This is a genomic window from Herbaspirillum camelliae, from assembly GCF_001929405.1.
Classification (GTDB): Bacteria; Pseudomonadota; Gammaproteobacteria; order Burkholderiales; family Burkholderiaceae_D; genus Herbaspirillum; species Herbaspirillum seropedicae.
Window position 1 is genome coordinate 1,951,633 of the sequence record NZ_KV880769.1, and the last position, 20,288, is coordinate 1,971,920.

General features: G+C 65.2%; 16 protein-coding genes. 7 read left to right on the plus strand and 9 right to left on the minus strand.

Annotation, left to right across the window (positions count from 1 at the left end; genetic code table 11):
* Positions 1-73: 73 nt before the first annotated feature.
* Both gloA2 and BGK68_RS08665 read right to left on the minus strand, forming a co-directional pair.
* Positions 74-469, minus strand: a complete 396-nt coding sequence (gene gloA2 / locus BGK68_RS08660) for an SMU1112c/YaeR family gloxylase I-like metalloprotein (protein WP_075256760.1) — start codon at positions 467-469, stop codon at positions 74-76.
* 21 nt (positions 470-490) lie between these two features.
* Complete coding sequence (locus tag BGK68_RS08665; RefSeq protein ID WP_075256761.1) at positions 491-1,435, minus strand: LysR family transcriptional regulator; 945 nt, start codon at positions 1,433-1,435, stop codon at positions 491-493.
* A gap of 131 nt (positions 1,436-1,566) precedes the next feature.
* On the opposite strand from BGK68_RS08665, the gene BGK68_RS08670 reads away from it, so the two are divergent.
* Both BGK68_RS08670 and BGK68_RS08675 read left to right on the plus strand, forming a co-directional pair.
* Positions 1,567-3,021, plus strand: coding sequence for an MFS transporter (locus tag BGK68_RS08670; RefSeq protein ID WP_075256762.1), 1,455 nt, complete (start codon positions 1,567-1,569; stop codon positions 3,019-3,021).
* A gap of 323 nt (positions 3,022-3,344) precedes the next feature.
* The gene (locus tag BGK68_RS08675) at positions 3,345-4,979 is read left to right on the plus strand and encodes a methyl-accepting chemotaxis protein (RefSeq protein ID WP_075256763.1); all 1,635 of its coding nucleotides are present in this window, start codon (positions 3,345-3,347) and stop codon (positions 4,977-4,979) included.
* Positions 4,980-5,043: 64 nt separating this feature from the next.
* On the opposite strand, the gene BGK68_RS08680 is transcribed toward BGK68_RS08675, so the two are convergent.
* The gene (locus BGK68_RS08680) at positions 5,044-6,387 is read right to left on the minus strand and encodes an ABC transporter ATP-binding protein (RefSeq protein WP_075256764.1); all 1,344 of its coding nucleotides are present in this window, start codon (positions 6,385-6,387) and stop codon (positions 5,044-5,046) included.
* A 14-nt stretch (positions 6,388-6,401) separates the two neighbouring features.
* Positions 6,402-8,147, minus strand: a complete 1,746-nt coding sequence (locus BGK68_RS08685; RefSeq protein WP_075256765.1) for an ABC transporter permease — start codon at positions 8,145-8,147, stop codon at positions 6,402-6,404.
* 282 nt (positions 8,148-8,429) lie between these two features.
* On the opposite strand from BGK68_RS08685, the gene BGK68_RS08690 reads away from it, so the two are divergent.
* Positions 8,430-8,681 carry an AbrB/MazE/SpoVT family DNA-binding domain-containing protein gene (locus tag BGK68_RS08690; RefSeq protein ID WP_075259744.1) on the plus strand — a complete coding sequence of 84 codons (252 nt, stop codon included), beginning with the start codon at positions 8,430-8,432 and terminating at the stop codon, positions 8,679-8,681.
* A complete protein-coding gene (locus tag BGK68_RS08695) occupies positions 8,675-9,025 on the plus strand; it encodes a type II toxin-antitoxin system ChpB family toxin (RefSeq protein WP_075256766.1) in 351 nt (116 codons plus the stop codon). The genes BGK68_RS08690 and BGK68_RS08695 overlap by 7 nt, the downstream gene beginning before the upstream one ends.
* A gap of 69 nt (positions 9,026-9,094) precedes the next feature.
* Here the strand turns inward: BGK68_RS08695 and BGK68_RS08700 are convergent, their stop codons facing one another.
* The 4 genes from BGK68_RS08700 to BGK68_RS08715 form a co-directional block, all read right to left on the minus strand.
* Positions 9,095-10,447 carry an MFS transporter gene (locus BGK68_RS08700; protein WP_075256767.1) on the minus strand — a complete coding sequence of 451 codons (1,353 nt, stop codon included), beginning with the start codon at positions 10,445-10,447 and terminating at the stop codon, positions 9,095-9,097.
* Between the two features lie 98 nt (positions 10,448-10,545).
* Positions 10,546-10,761, minus strand: coding sequence for a DUF2783 domain-containing protein (locus tag BGK68_RS08705; protein WP_075256768.1), 216 nt, complete (start codon positions 10,759-10,761; stop codon positions 10,546-10,548).
* 57 nt (positions 10,762-10,818) lie between these two features.
* Positions 10,819-12,570 carry an FAD-dependent oxidoreductase gene (locus tag BGK68_RS08710; protein ID WP_075256769.1) on the minus strand — a complete coding sequence of 584 codons (1,752 nt, stop codon included), beginning with the start codon at positions 12,568-12,570 and terminating at the stop codon, positions 10,819-10,821.
* Positions 12,571-12,598: 28 nt separating this feature from the next.
* On the minus strand, positions 12,599-13,558 hold the full coding sequence (locus tag BGK68_RS08715; protein ID WP_075256770.1) for an MBL fold metallo-hydrolase: 960 nt from the start codon (positions 13,556-13,558) through the stop codon (positions 12,599-12,601).
* A 327-nt stretch (positions 13,559-13,885) separates the two neighbouring features.
* Between BGK68_RS08715 and BGK68_RS08720 the strand changes: the two genes are divergently transcribed.
* Together BGK68_RS08720 and BGK68_RS08725 are read left to right on the plus strand one after the other, a co-directional pair.
* Positions 13,886-14,659, plus strand: coding sequence for an IclR family transcriptional regulator (locus BGK68_RS08720; protein ID WP_075256771.1), 774 nt, complete (start codon positions 13,886-13,888; stop codon positions 14,657-14,659).
* Entirely contained in the window at positions 14,656-15,504 is an 849-nt protein-coding gene (locus BGK68_RS08725) for an IclR family transcriptional regulator (RefSeq protein WP_075256772.1), read from the plus strand. Before BGK68_RS08720 ends, BGK68_RS08725 begins: the two co-directional genes overlap by 4 nt.
* Before the next feature lie 30 nt (positions 15,505-15,534).
* Here BGK68_RS08725 and BGK68_RS08730 read toward each other — a convergent pair whose 3' ends face one another.
* A complete protein-coding gene (locus BGK68_RS08730; RefSeq protein ID WP_075256773.1) occupies positions 15,535-18,072 on the minus strand; it encodes an ATP-binding protein in 2,538 nt (845 codons plus the stop codon).
* A 262-nt stretch (positions 18,073-18,334) separates the two neighbouring features.
* Here BGK68_RS08730 and BGK68_RS08735 point away from each other — a divergent pair, with 262 nt between their 5' ends.
* A complete protein-coding gene (locus BGK68_RS08735) occupies positions 18,335-20,287 on the plus strand; it encodes a putative bifunctional diguanylate cyclase/phosphodiesterase (RefSeq protein WP_075256774.1) in 1,953 nt (650 codons plus the stop codon).
* Position 20,288: the final 1 nt, after the last annotated feature.

Sequence of the window (20,288 nt, forward strand, 5' to 3'; positions counted from 1 at the left end):
CGTGCTGGAGAGAAAAAACGACGCCGCGTGAGCTTCTCACGCGGCGTTATTTATGTTGGCGTTTTCTGCACCATCACGCTACCGGCTGCTCATACAGCTCCAGCGGCAAGCCATTGGGATCGGCGAAGAAGGTGAAGCGCTTGTGCGTGTATTCATCGACGCGTATCTCTTCCACCGCCACGCCCTGTGATTCCAGCCAGGCCTTGGCGGCGGCCACGTCTTGCACGGCAAAGCAGAGATGGCGCAGGCCGCAGGCCTCGGGCCGCGAAGGCCGCGCCGGTGGCGCGGGAAAGGAGAACAGTTCCAGTTGCCCGCCGGCGGGCAGGGCCAGGTCCAGCTTCCAGGATTGGCGCGCCTCGCGGTAATGCTCGGCCACGACCCGCAGGCCCAGCAGGTCGACGTAGAAGGCGCGCGAAGCGGCGTAGTCGGAACAGATCAGGGCGACGTGATGGATGGCTTGCAGTTGCATGGGCGTTTCCTGATACAAAATTTAGGGTTTGCCGGGCCGGCGTTGCGCCAGCGGTGCGCAGATGGCGCGTACTTTGTCGCGCAGCCAGCGATGCGCCGGGTCCAGCTCCACCCGTGGATGCCACATCAGCGAAATGACAATGGGCGGCAGCGGCAGTGGCAGTTCGAATACATGGATGCCGGCGGCGCTGCCATCCTTGCGGGCTGCGCCACCATTGGTGATGAACGTTCCCGGCACCATCGTCACCAGGTCCGAGGTGCGCGCCACGGCCAGCGCACCGGGAAAGCTCGGCACCACCGCCACGATCTTTCTTGCCCATCCTTGCTCGGCCAGGGCCTCGTCCAACGGGCCGGTGGCGATGCCGCGCGGCGAAGCGCTGACGTGTTCGAAGGCGCAATAGCGTTCGGCGCTCACCCGGCGCAGCGCCGCCAGCGGATGGCCGGCGCGCACCGCTCCCACGTAGCGATCACGGAACAGCGTCTGCAGGCGCACCTCCGGTCCCATCTCGCTGGCCACGCCAATCTCCAGGTCGGCGCTGCCTTCACGCAGCGGCACCGGCCCGCGCTCCACCTTGGGCACGAAGCGCAGCCGTACCAGCGGCGCCTCTGCGGTCACGGACTCGATCAGCTGGGCGCCCAGGGCTTCGATGAAACCATCGTTGGCGCGGATGCTGAAGTCGCGCTCCAGCCGGCTCAGGTCCAGCTCCGGCACCGAAGGCCGCAGCACCGAACGCGCCTCGTGGACCACATTGCGCACGCGTTCGCGCAGCGCTTCGGCGCAGGGGGTGAGCACCATCTGGCGTCCGGCACGCACCAGCAGGTGGTCGCCGGTGGCTTCGCGCAGCCGCGTGAGGGTGCGGCTCATGGCCGAGGCGCTCAGGCCGAGCCGACGCGCTGCGCCGGCCACGCTGGCTTCGGCGATGAGGGCATCGAGGGCGATGAGCAGGTTCAGGTCGGTTCCGGTCATGACGGGGATGCTAGCACGATCACGCCAGACATGGCGTCGCATGCAATGATCCATTGCAAGCCATGCGTCTTCCGCCTGGTCTGCCACATGGCTATAGTGAAGGCCTGTCCCGCTTTTTGCCGATCCCCGCCATGGAACTGTTCTCCGACCACCCCAACGATGAAGGCTTGCCCGGCAAGCAACGCCGCCGCGCCATGCTGGCCGTCATGACCGCCACCACCATGGCGGTCTTCGACGGCACCATCATCAACGTCGCGCTGCCCCAGATCAGCCAGGCCCTGCAGACCTCGGCAGCCGTGTCGATCTGGGTGGCCAATGCCTATCTGCTGGCCACGGCCATGACGCTGGCGGCGTTCGCGGCGCTGTCCTCGCGCATCGGCTTTCGCGTCCAGTTCCGCGCCGGGCTGGCAGTGTTCACGCTGGCCTCGCTGGGCTGTGCGCTGTCGGGCTCGGTGACCTTGCTGATCCTCATGCGCATCCTGCAGGGACTGGGCGGCGCGGCCATGCTCAGCATTGCGCCGGCGATCCATCGCACCATCTTCCCCAATCGTTTGCTGGGCCGCATTCTCGGTCTCAATGCCGTGCTGGTCGCTGCCAGCACGGCAGTGGGGCCGGTGCTGGGCGGCACCTTGCTGGCCACGCTGGGCTGGGAATGGATCTTCGCCATCAATGTGCCGCTGGGCGTGCTGGCGGTGTGGCTGGCCTGGAACGCCGTGCCGGATACGCGCAAGCCGGCCCAGGCCGCCTTCGACCTGGCCGGCGCACTCTGGTCGGCGCTGGCGATGGGGGCGCTGATCATGGCCGCCGACACCTGCGCGCGTTTCGCCGAACCCGGCCAGGGCAGCGAGGCCGCCTTCACCGCTGCGGCCTATGCGATCACGGCGTTGCTGGCTGGCCTGGCCTTCGTGCGCGGCCAGCGTCGTGCCGCTGATCCATTGTTGCCGCTGGACATCTTTGCCAACCCGCGTTTCTCGCTGGCCGCGCTGACCTCGCTGGCTTCCTTCGTGGGACAGGGCATTGCCTTCGTGGCCCTGCCTTTCCTGTTCCAGAACGCCTATGGCTACACGGCCTTCGAGTCGGCCGCCTTGTTCACGCCCTGGCCGCTGGGCATCGTGCTGGTCGCGCCCCATGCCGGCCGCCTGGCCGACCGCCATTCGCCGGCGCTGCTGTCGAGCCTGGGGCTGGCGCTCTTTGCGCTGGGGCTGGTGCTGCTGGCCTTGCTGCCCGATCAGGCCCAGCCTTGGGATATCGGCTGGCGCGCGCTGGTCTGCGGCATGGGCTTCGGATTCTTCCAGAGCCCCAACAACCGCGAGATGCTCGGCAATGTGTCGCGCGAGCGCAGCGGCAATGCCTCCGGCGTGCTGGGCATCATGCGTACCTTCGGGCAATGCCTGGGGGCGGCGCTGCTGGGCGTGATCCTGGCCGTGCATACTGCGGCAGCCGTGGCGCAGGGCGAGTTGCAGATGAATCCCATCCAAGATGGCGAGGCGATCCGTATCGCATTATGGCTCGCCGCAGCGGCCACGGCGCTGGCCACGGCAGTGAGCGCCAGCCGTCTGCGTCGCAAGGCTGAATCGCCCGCCTGATGAGCTTTTTCGGGCGATGGTGCAGAAAACGTCAGCGCCGCCGAATGTATGGACAAAACTGAAATGTACGTAAAATCTAGATTTTAGAGAACCCGTAAAGCCTCGCTAATCATCGCTTTGGCGTAACCGGCAGGGGCATAGACTGGCTCCTGCTTGTCGGCGTTCTTTCTGCCACATTTGCAACAATAACCATCACAACGCAAACCTCCCCGACGCCAGTCTCAAGCAGGCAGGTTTTGCAGTCCGTCTCCCGACAAGCTCCGTCAAACTCTCTCCGGCCTCATCATGGGATCGGCCGGAGGATATCCTACAGGGGGCACATTATGGGCAATTTGAAAGTCGTCACCAGGCTGGCATTGGGCTTTGGCCTCATCCTGATATTTCTGCTGAGCATTTCCGCACTGGGTCTATATGGCATGGCGCGCGTCAATGATGCGCTCACCGACATCACCAACGTCAACAATGCCGAGATCAAGCTGGTCACTGCCTTGCGCAATGCGCTGAGTCAGCGCGCATTGGCTATCCGCAACATTGCCTTGCTCGATGAGCAGGCCGACATGCAGGTGGAAGCGCAGACCCTGGCGCGCCAGGAAAAATTGTATGCCGATGCGTATGCCGCATTGGACAAGATGTTCACCACCGAAGCCGCCACCACTGAGCGCGAGCGGCAGTTGCTGGTGCAGATCAAGAACGATGAGGCCGCGACCTTGCCGCTGATGGCCAAGGCCGTGCAGCTGGGCCTGGACAACAAGGCGGCCGAGGCGGGCAAGGTGCTCATCACCCAGGTGCGCCCCAAGCAGCAGGCCTGGATCAAGTCGCTCACTGAGCTGGCGGAGTTCGAGGACCAGCTCAACGATGAAGCTGCCGCCAGCGCGCGCAGCACCTATGCATGGCTGCGCATGGTGACGCTGGCGGCGGCGCTGGCCGCGCTGCTGGTCGGTGTGGCGGCCTCGGCGCTGATCGCCCGCAGCATCCTGCGCCAGCTCGGCGCTGAACCCTCCGAGGCGCAAGCCGTCGCGCGTGACATCGCCAGCGGCGACCTGACCGCCACGGTGCGCGTGCGCGAGGGCGACAGCTCTAGCCTCATGGCCTCGATCGAACAGATGCGTTACCAGTTGAACGTGATCGCGCACGGCATCAAGTCCGCCGCCGAGACCATCTCGGTGGCCAGCGGCCAGATCGCCCAGGGCAACTTCGACCTGTCGCAGCGCACCGAAGAGCAGGCTGCGTCTCTCGAAGAGACCGCCGCCAGCATGGAAGAGCTGACCACCACCGTGCGCCAGAACACCCAGCATGCCGGCGAGGCGCTACGCCTGTCGGGCGGCGCTTCCGAGACTGCCGCTGCGGGCAACCAGGCCTTCGACCGCGTGGTGCAGACCATGGACCGGATCACCGCCAGCAGCAGCAAGATGTCCGACATCATCAGCGTCATCGAAGGCATTGCCTTCCAGACCAATATCCTGGCGTTGAATGCGGCGGTGGAAGCCGCCCGTGCAGGTGAGCAGGGACGCGGCTTTGCGGTGGTGGCGTCGGAAGTGCGCTCGCTGGCGCAGCGCAGCGCGGTGGCGGCCAAGGAAATCAAGGAGCTGATCGGCGAATCGATGTCGCACGTCGGGGCCGGCTCGCAGCTGGTCAGCGATGCTGGCCAGCAGATGGCCCAGATCGTGGCCTCGGTGCAACGGTTCGGCGAGATCATGAACAACATCGCCACCGCCACCCAGGAACAGGGCAGCGGCATCGAGCAGATCAATACGGCCATGGTGCAGATGGACCAGGTGACCCAGCAGAACGCCGCCCTGGTGGAAGAGGCCAGCGCCGCCGCGCAATCACTGTCGCAGCAGGCCAGCAGTTTGCTGAAGGTGGTCTCGGTGTTCAAGATCCGCCAGGACCGATCGTTGGCCGCGCCGCTGGAACAGGCGCCGCTGGCGCGCACGCCGGGGATGCCGGCGCTGCGTTGAAGAGAACATTCTTCGCTGTGCAGATCCGCTCAGGCCGGATCCGCACAGATCAGCTCAGTTCGGATCAGCTGGAAGCGCCGTCTTCGTCATCCTCATCCTTGGGCACGAAGACCATGCCGGTCTTGGCGTTGTAGTCCATCAGACCGGCATAGCGGCCCCAGGCGATCATGGTCTCGAAGGTCTTTTCGGGATTGTCGTAGGGCAGGGCGCTGCCGATGTCCTTCAACACGCGCTCGGCCTCGATTTCCTCGGCCTCGCCCAGCAAGGCCAGGATGATGTGGAAGATGCGCAGCTTGTAGACCTGCTCGGCAAAGATGGCGCGCTGGCCCTGGCGGTCGGCCGCCACGAAGCGGCGGCCCAGGTCGGTCAGGTAGACCTCCTGCTTGGGCGTATCCACCAGTTCCAGGATTTCCGCCGCCTTCACGGTAGCGATGGTCTCGCCGAATTCCTTGCCGATCTCGTCGGAAATGTCGTAGATGTTGTTGAGTTCCGGTTCGTCGTGCAACAGGCTCATCAGGCCCAGGATCTGGCCCACCGGGATCAGCGGGATCGACTCCATGCGCTTGCGTCCGCGCGAGATAGGTTCGCCCGGCACATGCACTTCCGGCGGCAGGTCGGGCAGCGTGAGGGTGGTGATGGCTTCGTGGATGATGTTGACCAGGCGCTGGAATTCCGGGCTCTTGGTATCGCGCGGATAGGGCAGCGGATTGTCCAGCACCAGGCCCAGGCGGCCCGGACGCGGGAACACCACGACGATGCGCGTGGCCATTTCCACCGCCTCTTCGATGTTGTGGGTAACCATGAAGATCGAGGTCAGGCCGCTGTCCGGCGCGCGCCACAGGCTGATCAGTTCCTGGCGCAGGTTTTCCGCGGTCAGCACGTCCAGGGCGCTGAAGGCTTCGTCCAGGCACAGGAGCTTGGGCTTGGACACCAGCGCACGCGCAATGCCCACGCGCTGGCGCATGCCGCCCGAGAGCTCGCGTGGATAGGCGCTGTGGTAGTTGCCCAGGCCGATCAGTTCGATGGCGCGGTCCACCGCCGCATCGCGTTCTTCGCGGGTCGGATTGTGCGACATCAGACCCACGGCCACATTCTGTTCCACCGTCAGCCACGGGTAGAGCGCGAAGGTCTGGAACACCACCGAGGCATCGCGATTGACGCCATAGAGCGGTTTGCCGGCAGCCATGGTGTGGCCCGAGCTCGGTTCCACCAGGCCGGTCAGGCAGCGCAGGATGGTGGACTTGCCCGAGCCGGACTGGCCCAAGAGGGCCAGCAGTTCACCTTCGTGGACGGCCAGGTCGATGTTGTCCAGCACCTTGAGCTCGTGGCCGCCGGCAGTGTTATAGGATTTGCTGACGGCGCACAGTTCAGCGACGGCGGGGCGTTGTTGCGGAGAAGTCATGGTCATGGCGTGGCTCAAGGTCAATCGAGACGGAAACGGCGTTCGGCGAAGGCATACAGGCGACGCCAGACAAACTTGTTCATCAGCACGACGAACATGGACATCACGCCGATACTGGCGATGATGAGAGGCGTATCACCGGACTTGGTGACCGCCGAGATATAGGCGCCCAGGCCATCGGCCTTGAGCGAGACATCGCCCCAACTGGCCAGTTCGGCCACGATGGAGGCATTCCAGGCGCCGCCAGCGGCGGTACACGCACCGGTCACCCAGAACGGGAAGATGGCCGGCAGGATCAGCGTCTTCCACAGGTTCCAGCGCGACAGGCCGTACATGCGGGCGGCTTCCTTGAGGTCATTGGGAATGGCCATGGCCCCGGCAATCACGTTGAAGAGGATGTACCACTGCGTGCCCATGGCGATCAACAGGATGCTGCCCCAGTTCATGCTCACGTTGCCGGCCACGAACCAGCCCACCACCAGCGGGAAGGTCATGTTGACCGGGAAGGATGCGCCGATCTGCGCCAGCGGCTGGGCGAAGCGGGCGATGTTCGGCTTGGAGCCGATCCACACGCCCACCGGGGTCCAGATCAGGGTGGCCACCACCGTCATGGCCAGCACCCGGAGCATGGTCAGGAAGCCCAGCCAGACGATGTGGCCGAACAGGCTCCAGCTCATCGCGCCATGCAGCGCATCGATGGCCGCCACCAGGCCGCGCAGCGCTTCGAAGATCAGCAGGCCGCAGATCAGGCCGGTAATCACGCGCTTGGTCCAGCGTTCGCGGGTGATGCGGGCCGGTGTCGGTGCGGCCGAGGTGCTCGGACGATGGCGCGCCAGCCAGTCGCCCAGCGGCTGCCAGCATTTCTCATCGAGCCAGGTGAAGACGTAGGAACCGCGCAGCAGGTCATAGACCCAGGAAGTGGGCGGCGAAGTCGATTCGGTCAGTTCGATCTTGAACTTGTCGGCCCAGGCCAACAGCGGCCGCCAGACCAGCTGGTCGCTCACCAGGATCAGCGCCAGCATGGCGATGACTGCCCACAGCGCCGCCGTATGGTCGCCCTGGTCGATGGCCTGGGCCATGTAGGAACCCAGGCCGGGCAGCTTCAGGTCCTTGTTCATGACGCTGATGGCCTCGCTCTGCGCCACGAAGAACCAGCCGCCGCCGAAGGACATCATCGAGTTCCAGATCAGGCTGTGCGCCGAGGCCGGCAGTTCCACCGTACGGAAGCGCTGCCAGGCGGTGAGGCGATAGGTGGTGGCGGCTTCCTGCATGTCGGTCGGGATGGTGACCATGGAGTGATAGAAGCCGAAGGCCATGTTCCACACCTGGCCGGTGAAGATGGCGAAGATGGCCGCGCATTCCACGCCCATCAGGCTACCCGGGAACAGCGCCATGAAGCCGGCCACGGTGGCCGAGAGGAAACCCAGCACCGGCACCGATTGCAGGATATCGAGGGCCGGCAGGATCAGGGCGCGCGCGCGGCGGTTCTTGGCGGCCAGGTAGCCGGTGCCGATGGCGAAGAATAACGAAAACGCGAAGGCGATCCACATGCGCAAGAGCGTGCGTCCGGCGTAATAGGGGATCATGGCCGGCGAGCTGTCCACCTCCAACTGGTCGGATGGATCGAAGTGGACCAGCATACCCTTGCCGAAGTGCAGCGCGCTCCACAGCAGGCCGAACAGCACCGCCAGCACCAGCGCATCGATCCAGCCGAAGCCAGGCTTGACTTCTTCATAGGCCGTCAGTTGCGGCGAGGTGGTCTTCATTTTCATGGCGGCGAGGCGGGATGGCGGTGGTGGCTGGGCAAGGAGTGTTCAGGTGGTTGCGGGCCGGTCTGGCCTGATCGGTCGGACCAGGCGTCCCCCGAGGACTGGCGGCGCAACTGTAACAACAAATTCTGACAGTTTGTTGACCAGCATGCCGTAGCCCGATCAATTTGTCTCATGAGCCGCGATCGGTCGTTGCAAAGTAGATACTTTGTAGATACGTGGTGATTGAATTTTAAAAAGGAGGTTTATACAATGTATCTACATCTTGGGAGAGTCAACATGGAACTATCCATCCAGAAATGGGGCAACAGTGCAGCTGTTCGGCTATCCACCGAATTTCTGAGCCTGCTCAACGTCAAGCTGGGTGACAAGCTTACCGTCGACATCCGCCCGGAGGGCGCGCTGCTGAAGCCTAAACGGCACGCCTATGTGCTGCAAGACCTGGTGAGTCAATGTGATCTTGAGGCCTCCGAGCCGGAAGACATGGCTGCTTGGCGCGAGTTGAAACCGGTCGGGCGGGAAAAATGGTGAGGCGGGTCAAGTTCGACCGTGGCGATATCGTGATGGTCAATCTGGAGCCGACCGAAGGGCGCGAACAAAGAGGATCACATCGACCGGCGCTAGTGCTGTCAACGTCGGTCTTCAATGTGATGGGAACGGTGCTGGTTGCGCCGATCACCCAGGGTGGTGACTTCGCCCGCCACGCTGGCTTTGCGGTCACATTGAGTGGTGCTGCGACCAAGACTCAAGGTGCAGCCCTGGTCAACCAGATTCGCATGCTGGATCTGGAGGCACGCGGTGCTAAAAGAGTGGAAACGGCTCCAGACTTTGTCATCGATGATGCTCTGGCGCGACTACAGGCTATCCTTGATTAGAAGAAAAAAGCGGTTCATGCTCAGGCAAGAAACCGCTTCATACTGATCACTTATTTCAAAGCGCTTGCTTCATTGTGTTGAGGGAAGAGACGCCTTCCTCGGAATCAGGCTCCACATCGCCAATCCACTGAGCAACAACAAGCCCGCCAGGATATAGAGCGCGATATCCATGTTGCCGGTCCGTGTCTTGACCAGCCCGATCAGCCAGGGGCTGACGATGCCGCTGGTAATGCCCACGCTGGAAATGAAGGCGATGCCCGGGGCGATGGTCTGTGCGGGCAACAGGCCCGGCGGCAGCGACCAGAAGATGGGCAGGGCCGCGAAGATCAGCACCGCCGCCACCGACAGCAGGGCCAGCGAGACCGCAAAGCTGGAGGGATGCAGCGTCAGCGCCGCCAGCGCCAGCGCGCCGCCGGTGGTGCAGACCGCGAAGTGGCCGTGACGCTCATTGCGGCGGTCGGAACGGCGCGCGATCAGGATCAGGCCGACCGCACCGATGGCGTTGGGAATGACGCTATAGAGCGAAACCTCGACCACGTCCTTGATGCCGAAGTCGCGGATCATCAGCGGCATCCAGAAGTTCAGCGTCAGCGAGCCGCAGGTCAGGGCGAAGTAGATGAAGGCGAACAGGTAGGTGGTGCGATGCGACAGCGCCTGCCTGAGCGCGGCCAGCGAATGGGCGCTGACATGGTGGGTGCGCAGCGCTTCCTGGCTATGGCGGGCTTGCAGGAAGCTGCGTTCTTCGGGGCTGAGCCACTTGGCCTGGGCCGGCCCGTCGGCCAGCAGGAAGATCGCCAGCAGGCCCAGCACCACCGCCGGTGCGCCCTCGATGGCAAACATCCATTGCCAGCCATACAGCCCCATCACGCCGGCCATGTCACGCATGATCCAGCCCGAGACCAGTCCCCCCAGCACCCCCGCCACGGCCACGCCGGCAAAGAAGATGGCCATCACCGCCGCACGGCGGCGGGCCGGGAACCAGTAACTGAGATAGAGCACGATGCCGGGGAAGAATCCCGCCTCGAATACGCCCAGCAGGAAGCGCAGCACATAGAAGTGCGTCGCATCGCTCACGGCCATCATGCCTACTGAAGCCAGTCCCCACAGCACCATGATGCGCGAGAAGGTGCGGCGCGCACCGAAACGCGCCAGCGCCATGTTGCTGGGCACTTCGAAGAGCACGTAGCCGACGTAGAACACGGCTGCGCCCAGGCCATACATGGCGTCGCTGAAGCCCAGGTCCTGCTTCATCTGCAGTTGCGCAAAGCCGATGTTGATGCGGTCCAGGAAGGAGACCACGTAGCAGATGAAGAGGAAGGGAATGATGCGCAGCCAGACCTTGTGGTAGATCGCGTCTTCGGCCTGGCTGGCAAGGCTGGGGGCGGCGGACAGCGTCGCGCCGCCCGGGGATGGGGTCATCATGGTTGTCTCCGTTGGGTCGGCGCCTGGGGCGCTCTTGTGGATATCGTTGAGGTGAAATTCGCTGGTGGCACGGCCTGATGCATGGCCGTGCGCACCGTTCAGGCCGCTTCAGCCAGCGCCGGGGCGACCCCGGCGCGGGCGCTGCGCATGGCGTCGAGCAGCACGTCGTGGCCGCCGATGTGATTGCACAGCAGCAGGATCAGACGTGCATTGACGGCCTGGCTGGCCTCATCGTCCAGTCCGCGATGCATGTCGATGAGGGCTTCGTAGAAGTCGTCCGGGCGGCTCAGGTTGGGTTCGGTGTTGAGGGTCATGCAGGTCTCCGGTGTGTTGATGTTGTTGGTCGGTCTTGCCCTGGGCTTACCTTGTCCTTACGCCGCCAGCGCCTGGGTCGCGCCGGTGGCATGTCCGGTGGCGCGCAGCAGCGCCTGTGCGACATCGGCCGCGTCGGTGCTGCGCCAGCGTGCGCTGACGTGCTGGTCGGGGCGGATCAGGTAGCAACTGCCGGGGCGGGCGTCATAGCGCTGGGCCGCCAGGGTGTCGATGTCCTGCACCTGGAGGGCTTGGCCAGCGAGCGTCTGCAGCACCCGTTCATCCTCTTGCGTGGCGGCCTGCGCACTGAGAAAGAGCAGCCTCAGTGCGCCAGGCTGGGCCAGCGCCGTCAGTGCTTGCCGCGTGGCGGCGGGCAACTGGGCCGGTGCGGCAAAGATCATCAGCACGAAGCGGTCACCCAGTTGCGGCAACAGCCAGGCCGGCTGGCCTGCCTGCAGCAGGGGCGCATCGCAGCAGGGCGCGCCGGGCCGCATCGGGCCGGTGAAGGCCACAGCCTCTGGCGCGACGGCCTGGTCCGGCGTGTTCAGCGGCGAGTCGTCCAGCGTGGCCGGCAGCGACAGGCGGCCGCTGTTGACCAATCGGCGGGCGAAGGCATGCTCGCGCGCCAGGCCCAGGACGGCGTCGCGGAAGGCGCGGCTGACCGCGCTCTTGGGGGTGATGAAATCGGTGGAGCGGGTGGAGTTGAGCAGGTTCTCGTCGGCGGCATATTCGCGCTCGCTGGCATAGCTGTCCAGCAGGCTGTCGGGCGCCTTGCCTTGCAGCACATGGGCCAGTTTCCAGGCCAGGTTCTCGGCGTCCTGGATGCCGCTGTTGGCCCCGCGGGCGCCAAAGGGCGAGACGCAATGCGCGGCGTCACCCACGAACAGCACCCGGCCGTGGCGGAAGCGCTCCATGCGTACGCACGAGAAGGTATAGACGCTGACCCATTCCAGCGAGAAGGACACCTGCTCGCCCAGCAATGCGCGCACCCGCGGGATGACACGCTCGGGCGTCTTTTCCAGCACCGGATCGGCGTCCCAGCCCAGCTGGAAGTCGATGCGCCAGACGTCGTCGGGTTGGCGGTGCAGCAGCACCGATTGTTGCGGATGGAAAGGCGGATCGAACCAGAACCAGCGCTCGGCCGGGAAGGGCGCATCCATCTTGACGTCGGCGATGAGGAAGCGGTCGCGGAAGGTATGGCCCTGGCTTTCCAGTCCCATCATCTTGCGCAGCGGGCTGCGCGAACCGTCGGCGGCCACCACGTACTGCGCCTTGAGCGTGTAGCTGCCCTGCGGGGTGTCGACGGTGAGCGCTTCATGGTCCTCATGGTGGGCGATGGCGCTGACCTTGTTCTTCCAGCGGATCTCGATGTTGGGCCACTGCTGCGCCTGCTCCTGCAGATAGCCTTCGACATAGTATTGCTGCAGGTTGATGAAGGCCGGACGCGCATGGCCGCTCTCGGGCAGCAGGTCGAATTCGTACACCGCCTGGTCGCGCAGGAACACCTTGCCGCGATTCCAGCCCACGCCCTTGTTCACCATGCGCTGGCCGCAGCCGAGGCGGTCGAAGATGTCCAGGGTGCGCTTGGCAAAGCAGATCGCCCGTGAGCCGGTCGAGAGGGTGTCGTCGTCATCCACCAGCACCACCGCGATGCCTTGCCGGGCCAGGTCGATGGCGCAGGTCAGGCCGACCGGGCCGGCGCCGATGATGACCACCGGATGCACCGGCGCATGGCCCAGCAGATGCTGTTCGGCGCAGGGTGTCCAGGCAAAGCGTTGCTGCTGGTAATCGATGGCTGGGTTCTCGTTCATTCTTGGTCTCCTCGCTTTCCTGCCGCCATCAGGCTTGCAGCGCCTTCCACATTTCCTTGTCGCGCTCGGCGGTCCAGATGCGCGGATGACTGATGCCGGAGGCTTCGTCAAAGGCGCGGGTCACGTCGAAGGGCAGGCAATGCTCGTAGATGAAGACCTGGCCGAACTTGGGGTCCATCAGGCTGCGCGTATGCGCCATGGCTTCCTTCAGGCTCATCTTGCCGGCCACGGCGTCCTTGCCGGCGCGCAGCAGCGTGGAGACGAAATCGCGGGTGTAGGCGATGCCTTGCTCGACCTGTTCGCGGCCCACCAGGGCCGGGCCGCGTCCCGGCACCAGGGCTTCGGCCTGCAGGGCCGAGAGCGCATCCAGGGTGGCCGGCCATTGTTCGAGCTGGGCGTCGCCGCAATAGCAGGCGGCGTCGTATTCGACCAGGTCGCCGGAGAACAGCACCTTCTGGCTGGGAATCCACACCACCGTGTCGCCCTTGGTGTGGCCCGCGCCGAGATGGGCGATCTTCACTTCCAGCTTGCCCATGAAGATCGTCATCTCCTTCTCGAACACCATGGTCGGCCAGGTCAGGCCGGGCACGGTCTCGACGCCGGCGAACAGGCGCGGGAAGCGCTCGATCTCGGACTTCATGTCGGCTTCGCCGCGCTCGACGATCATTTCGTAGGTGCCGCGGCTGGCGATGACCTGCTCGCCGCCTTCCTGCAGATAGGCCGAGGCGCCCAGCACGCGCACCGCGTGATAGTGCGACAGCACCACGTACTTGATGGGTTTGTCGGTGATGGCGCGGATGCGCGCGATGAGGTCCTGGGCCATGGCCGGCGTGGCGGTGGTGTCGATCACCATCACGCTGTCGTCGCCGATGATGACGCCGGAATTGGGGTCGCCCTCTGCCGTGTAGGCGTAGGCGTTGTCGGAAAGTTGGACGAAGCTGATCTTCTTGGCTTCGAGATCTGCCTGGGATGCAAAGGCCTTGGCCATGGCTACCTCTCTATCGGGTTGCGGGCTGGAGCGGGGACGAGCGCAGGCAATGGCTGGCGCCTTGGGGGCTGGTCTCCGTCCACGTCGTGGTGGTTCTGGTGTGTTTTTGGGTGGCCCGGTGTGGCCGGGGTGAACACATCTTAGTGAGCGGATTTGCATTAGTCAATATCAAATGCGCTTGCTGTTGGTTAATTGTATTCCGGGCGATGAGAATCCTCGAAGCATCGTCCGAGCCGGCAGAGAGGGAATCAGGGAGCTGCGCGGTGGATTAGAATCCAGCCTTCGACTTTCGCTTCTATCCCTTTCGATCACGACCGGAAATTGCCGATGCCCCAGCCGCCTGCCAAGACACAACGAGGAATCCAGAGCGTGGAAGTGGCCGGCCGCCTGCTCCAGGCGCTGGCGGCGGCGCGCCAGCCCATGCCGCTGGTGGCGCTGGCCGCCGCTGCCGGCCTGACCTCGGCGCAAGCCCATACCTATCTGGTGAGCCTGTTGCGGCTGGGGCTGATCAAGCGCACGCCGGCCGAGGGCCACTATGAGGCCGGTCCGCTGGCGCTGCGCCTGGGCGTGGCGCGGCTGTCGCAACAGCCTGCCTATCGCCTGGCCATTGCGCAGGCGCAGCACCTGAGCGCGGCCACGGGTTGCAGCGTGGCGGTCTCGCTGCCCACGCCGGAAGGGCCGACCATCGTCCACTACGCCCACGCCGGCAAGCCCTTGCACCTGAACCTGCACGTGGGCAGCGTCATGGCGCTGGCCGATACCGCCACCGGCCGTACCTGCTGCGCCTTCCAGCCGCCCCAGCAGTGGCTCCCAACGTGGGAGCGCCAGCACCCGGAGGCCAGCCGCGCGCGCATCCGGCAGTTCCAGGCAGAGCTGGAGGCGATCCGCCAGCGTGGCCTGGAGCGCGCCATCGATGCGCCCAGTCCGGGCGTCTCCAGCCTGTGCATGCCCTTGCTGGAGCAGGACCAGGTTTTGTCGCTGCTGCTCACCGTCATCGGTCCTAGCGGCAGCATCGACACCGGCTGGCGCGGCGCGGTCGCACGCGAGTTGCGCGCCTGCATCGCCAGCATCAGCAGTCAGTTGAACGAGGAAGCCGCATGAAATACCTGCCCCCTGACGATGCCCCAGCCGGCAGCGATGCCCGCGGCCAGCGCGGCATCCAGTCGCTGGACAACACCGGCCAGTTGCTCGACGCCCTGCTGGCGGCGGGCCGTCCGCTGCCGCTGGGCGACCTCGCGCGGCTGGCAGGCATGCCGGCGGCCAAGGCCTTTCCCCACCTGGTGAGCTTGCAGAAGATCGGCCTGCTCATGCGGGATGCGCAGGGCAATTTCCTGCCCGGGGCGCTCGGCCTGGAACTGGGGCTGGCCGCCTTGCAACGGCTGTCGCCGCTGCGCGAAGCCGAGGCCGAGGTGGCCGCATTGGCGCAGGAGACGGGTTTGTCGGTGGCGCTGGCGGTGGCAGGTCCCCTGGGGCCGACCGTGGTACGGCTGGAGGAATCCTCGCGGCCGCAGCACGTGAGTCTGCGTATCGGCACCGTGCTGTCGATGGTGCATACCGCCATTGGCCGCGTGTGCGCGGCCTGTACGCCGGCAGATGGGTTGGCCGGGGCGCTGGCGCTGGACGGGATCAGGATGGAAGGGGCCGCGCTGGAATCGGTCTGCCATGCCGATGGCAGCCTGCATGTCCGTTATGCCGCGCAGTTGGCGAAGATCCGGGCGCAGGGCATGGACCAGGCGCTGGGGCATCCGGTGCCAGGCATCAATACCCTGGCCGCGCCGGTGTTCAATCACGCCGGACAGCTGGCGCTGGTGATGGCGGTCATGGGTAGTAGCGGCAGCTACGATACCGCGCTGGAGGGCGCGGTGGCGCAACGTCTGCGCAGCGCGGCGCAGGCGGTGTCATGGCGGCTGGGCGCAGCCCTGGACGGTCAGGCGCCCTTGGCCTGAGCAGCGGCGCGGTATCTGCCCCTGCGCCGCTCAGTGCGGCGTGACCCGGCTTTCCAGAATGCTCTGCACCCGGCGCGCCAGCGCTTCCATCTTGAAGGGCTTGGTCATCAGTTGCATGCCCGGCTCCAGATGGCCGTTGCCGAAGGCGGCGTTTTCCGCGTAACCGGTAATGAAGAGTACGTGCAGATCGGGCCGCGCGGCGCGTCCGGCGTCGGCCACCTGACGGCCATTGAGGCCGCCCGGCAGGCCCACGTCGGTGATGAGCAGATCGATACGCTGCTTCGATTGCAGGATGCGCAGCGCGCCCGGCCCATCCTCGGCCTGCAGCACGTCATAGCCAGCGTCACTGAGGATCTCCGCCACCAGCATGCGGATGGAGGCCTCGTCATCGACCACCAGCACGACCTCGCCGTTGCCGTCGCCCGCAGCCGTTTCATCGAAGGCGTCGGCCTCGTCCTGTTCGGCCTCATCGTGGTGGTGGCGCGGCAGGTAGATCGATACCGTGGTGCCTTGTCCCACTTCCGAATACAGCCGCACCTGTCCGCCCGACTGCCGCGCAAAACCATACACCATCGACAGCCCCAGTCCGGTGCCGGCGCCGATGGGCTTGGTGGTGAAGAAGGGATCGAAGGCGCGCGCCAGCACATCGGGCGGCATGCCCACGCCGCTGTCGGTGACCGAGATGCAGACGTATTGGCCGGGGGGCAGGTCGCGCTCGTGCGCCCATTTGTCGTCCAGCCATTTGTTGGCGGTCTCGATGGTCAGTCGTCCACCGCCGGGCATGGCGTCGCGGGCGTTGATGCACAGGTTCAGCAGCGCGCTCTCCAGTTGCGGACCATCCACGAAGGTCGGCCAGAGGCCTCCCGCGCCCACCACTTCCAGCACGATGGAAGGGCCGATGGTGCGGCGGATCAGCTCTTCCATGCCGTTGATGAGCGCATTGACGCGGGTCGGCTTGGGCGCCAGCGTCTGGCGGCGCGCAAAGGCCAGCAGCCGCTGCGTGAGCGAGGCGGCGCGCTGGGTGCTGCGGGAGGCCAGTTCGACGTAGCGCAGCAGTTCCTCGCCGCGTCCCTGCACCAGACGCACACGCATGAGGTCGAGGCTGCCGCTGATGCCGCCCAGAAGATTGTTGAAATCATGCGCCAGGCCGCCGGTGAGCTGGCCGATGGCTTCGATCTTCTGGGAGTGGCGCAGCGCTTCTTCGGTGGCCATCAGCTCGCGCGTGCGCGCGCTGACTTCGGCTTCCAGCGACTCATTGATGGCGCGCAGCCGCGCTTCGCTCTCGGCCAGGGCGCGCTGGTTGCGGATGCGTTCGAAGGCGGCGCAGGCGCGTTCGCTGACTTCGCGTACGATGGCCAGCTCGTTCTCGGTCCAGACGCGTGGCGCATCGCTGCTCACCTGCACCAGCGCCACCGGCTGGTCCTGCGCCAGCACCGGCACATCCATGAAGGACGCCACGCCCAGCGCGCGCTGCTCGTCGGCCAGCGCGACAGTGCGGGCGTCGCTGGACACATCGGCCACCAGCATGGGATGGCCCTGCTCCAGCACCCGCTGCAGTGATCGCCGGGCATGTGCCTGCAGTCCACGGTCGGCATCGTTGTCGCGATGGAAACGCCATTGGCCCAGGTCCTGGCACTGCAGTTGCGGCCCGAGAGTGTGGAAACTCACCCAGCGCGCCGTGAGCGCGTCGCCGATGATGTGGGCGGCGGCGCTGGCGATGTCTTGCGGCGAATCGGTGGCGCGGATCGCGTCGGCCAGGTGCAGCAGCGCCTGCTGGCGCGCTTCGCTGTGCTTGCGGTCGGTCACGTCGCGGGTGGTGCCGGCGACCGCTTCGACCTCGCCATCCGGTCCCAGGACGGGGAAGATGATGTAGTCATAGATACGCCGTCCGAACGTGCCGTTGAAGGGCACATCGCCGCGCACCGGGCGTTTGGTGGCGCGCACCTGTTCGATTTCGCGACTGTGCATCTCGGCGTGCCAGGGTTCATAGCCCAGCTCCAGGCAAGTCTTGCCGATGGCCTCATCCCAGGTCTTGCCCCACATCTGCAACAGCACCCGGTTGGCGTAGGTGAAGCGATGCTCCAGGTCCCAGGCGTAGGCCAGGTCGGGGGTGGTGGCGAAGAAGGTTTCGTAGAAGCGCCGCCGCCGCTCGGATTCGTCGGTCAGCCGGGCCAGCTCGGCCACCGCTTCATTGTGCAGGCGCGTCTGCTGCTGGCCATGTTCTGATGGCGACTGCGCCGCGATGGCGTGCAGCTTCACCGACAGACCGTGTGCGCCCGCATAGCAGGACACCGCATAGGCCGGTCCCGGCTGGTGATGCGGATGGATCAGCACGGCTTCATGGCTGCGCTGGTCGGCCTGCACGGCCCGCAGACAGTCTTCCAGCGGACTGCCCAGCAGCTCGGGGCAGGCCTGCCAGATGGGGCGGCCCAGCAGGTCCTGGCCATGCGGGTTCAACAGCGCCTGGGCGGGGCCGTCGAGGAAGACGAAACGCCACTGCGGGTCCAGCGCAAAAAACGCCTCGGGCGGAAGCGCCGGCAGGCGGTCAGGGGAGAGGGCGGTCGACATGGCGCACCTTGATTTTTGGTTACGCCGATTTTAGATGAGGTTGCGCGAGGATGCTGTAGGACAAGCTGCCTAATTGCATCCTGCGCAACAGGAATGGTTGACCGGAAATTGGCTCATCAGGTGAGGTTGCCCGCCGGAAATCCGCTTTCCGTCAGGGTTTTCCTGAGTTGGACCGGCTTTGCCGGACGTTATAATGTTGACCTTTGGTCCACAGACCCAGCACCGTCGCCTGGCGACGGCTTTCCGGCAGAAAATCCCACAGATGCGTCTTTCCTCATTGATGAGCAGGTTACGTAATCACTGGCATGTCGACCACAAGCGGCCACAGTTGGTGATTGCGCAATACCAGGCATTCGCGACCAAGATGCCGATGATGTATCTCATCCTCATCATCAACAGCTGGGCCTTGGTCTACACCTATGCCGGCCTGGCCCCGCCCTGGCTGGCGCTGTATTTCCCGGTCGTGCTCAGCGTGCTGTGTTCGGTGCGCCTGCTGTTCTGGTGGCGCAACCGCCATCTGGTTCCCACGCCTGTCGCGGCGGCCCAGGCGCTGCGCCGGACCAACCTGCTGGTGGCGCCGATCGCGCTGAGCTTCTCGCTCTGGTCGATCATGCTCTTCCCCTATGGCAACGCCTATGCCCAGGCGCATGTGGCCTTCTACATGGGCATCACGGTCATCTGCTGCATCTTCTGCCTGATGTACCTGCGCTCGGCGGCGCTGACGGCGGCCCTGATTGTCAACGGCATCTTCACGGTCTTCTTCCTGTCCACGCACATCCCGGTCTTCGTGGCGGCTGCGCTCAATGTGGTGCTGGTCACCATCGGCATGCTGGTCATCGTCAGCAGCCACTATCGGGACTTTACCCGCCTGGTCGAAGCCCAGGTCAGGACCGCCGTGCTCAGCGACGAGAACCTGCAATTGGCCAATGTGGATTCGCTCACGCAGATCCCCAACCGGCGCAAGTTCTTTGCCCAGCTCAACGATATCTGCGCGCGCGCCCACGGTGCGCAGGAACGCTTCGCCGTGGCCATCCTCGACCTCGATGGCTTCAAGGCGGTCAACGACCTGTATGGCCACAGCCATGGTGATCGTCTGCTGGAGCAGGTCGGCCAGCGCCTGCTGGCCGCGTGCAGTGACCCGGCGCTGCACCTGGCGCGGCTGGGCGGCGACGAGTTCGCACTCGTCATCGACCGCGACCTCAGCGATGCGGCCCTGCAGGAGATCGGCCAGCAGCTCTGCCACACCCTGCGCCAGCCCTTTGTGCTGGACAAGGCGATGGTGCAGATTGCCGCCTCGGTAGGCGTGGCCACCTTCCCCGACATGGCCGGCGAGGCCGCCGCGCTCTACGAGCATGCCGACTATGCGCTCTACCAGGGCAAGCGGGAAAGGCGCGGCACGGTCACGCTCTTCTCGGAACACGACAAGGCCCAGATCCGGCGCAAGTCCAACATCGAACAGGCCTTGCGGCTGGCCGATTTCGAGCGTGAACTGTCGGTCTTCTTCCAGCCCATCGTGCGTCTGGACGACGGCCAGGTGATCGCCTTCGAAGCATTGGCGCGCTGGCACAGCACGGTCAAGGGCGCCGTCTCCCCGGTCGAGTTCATTCCGGCGGCCGAGCGCATGGGCATCATCAACCAGTTGAGCGTGATCCTGCTCAGCAAGGCGCTGGCCGCGGCAGCCAGCTGGCCGGCGCAGATCCGTCTGTCCTTCAACCTCTCGGCCAATGACATCAACAGCAGCGAGGGGATGGCCGAGATCATCAAGCTCATCAGGGAATCCGGATTCTGTCCTGCGCGACTGGATCTGGAGATCACCGAGACCGCGCTGCTGCAGGACCTGGAAAAGACCCGCCAGCTCATCAATTCGCTGCGCCAGCTCGGCTGCGGCATCACCCTCGACGATTTCGGCACCGGCTATGCCAGCCTGAGCCACCTGCATGCGCTGCCGCTGACCCGCATCAAGATCGACAAGAGCTTCGTGGCCGACATCGGGCAGGATGCGGTGAGCCTGAAGATCGTCAAGTCCCTGCTGGCGTTGACGCTGGACATGGACCTGGCGTGCGTGGTGGAAGGCCTGGAGACGCCACAGCATCTGGCCGTGCTGCGCGAACTGGGCGCGGTGTATGGGCAAGGTTACCTGTACGCCCGCCCGATGGCCGCCGCCGATGTCGCGCCCTGGCTGGCGCAGTGGTCCAGCCGCGTACAAGCAGGCTGAA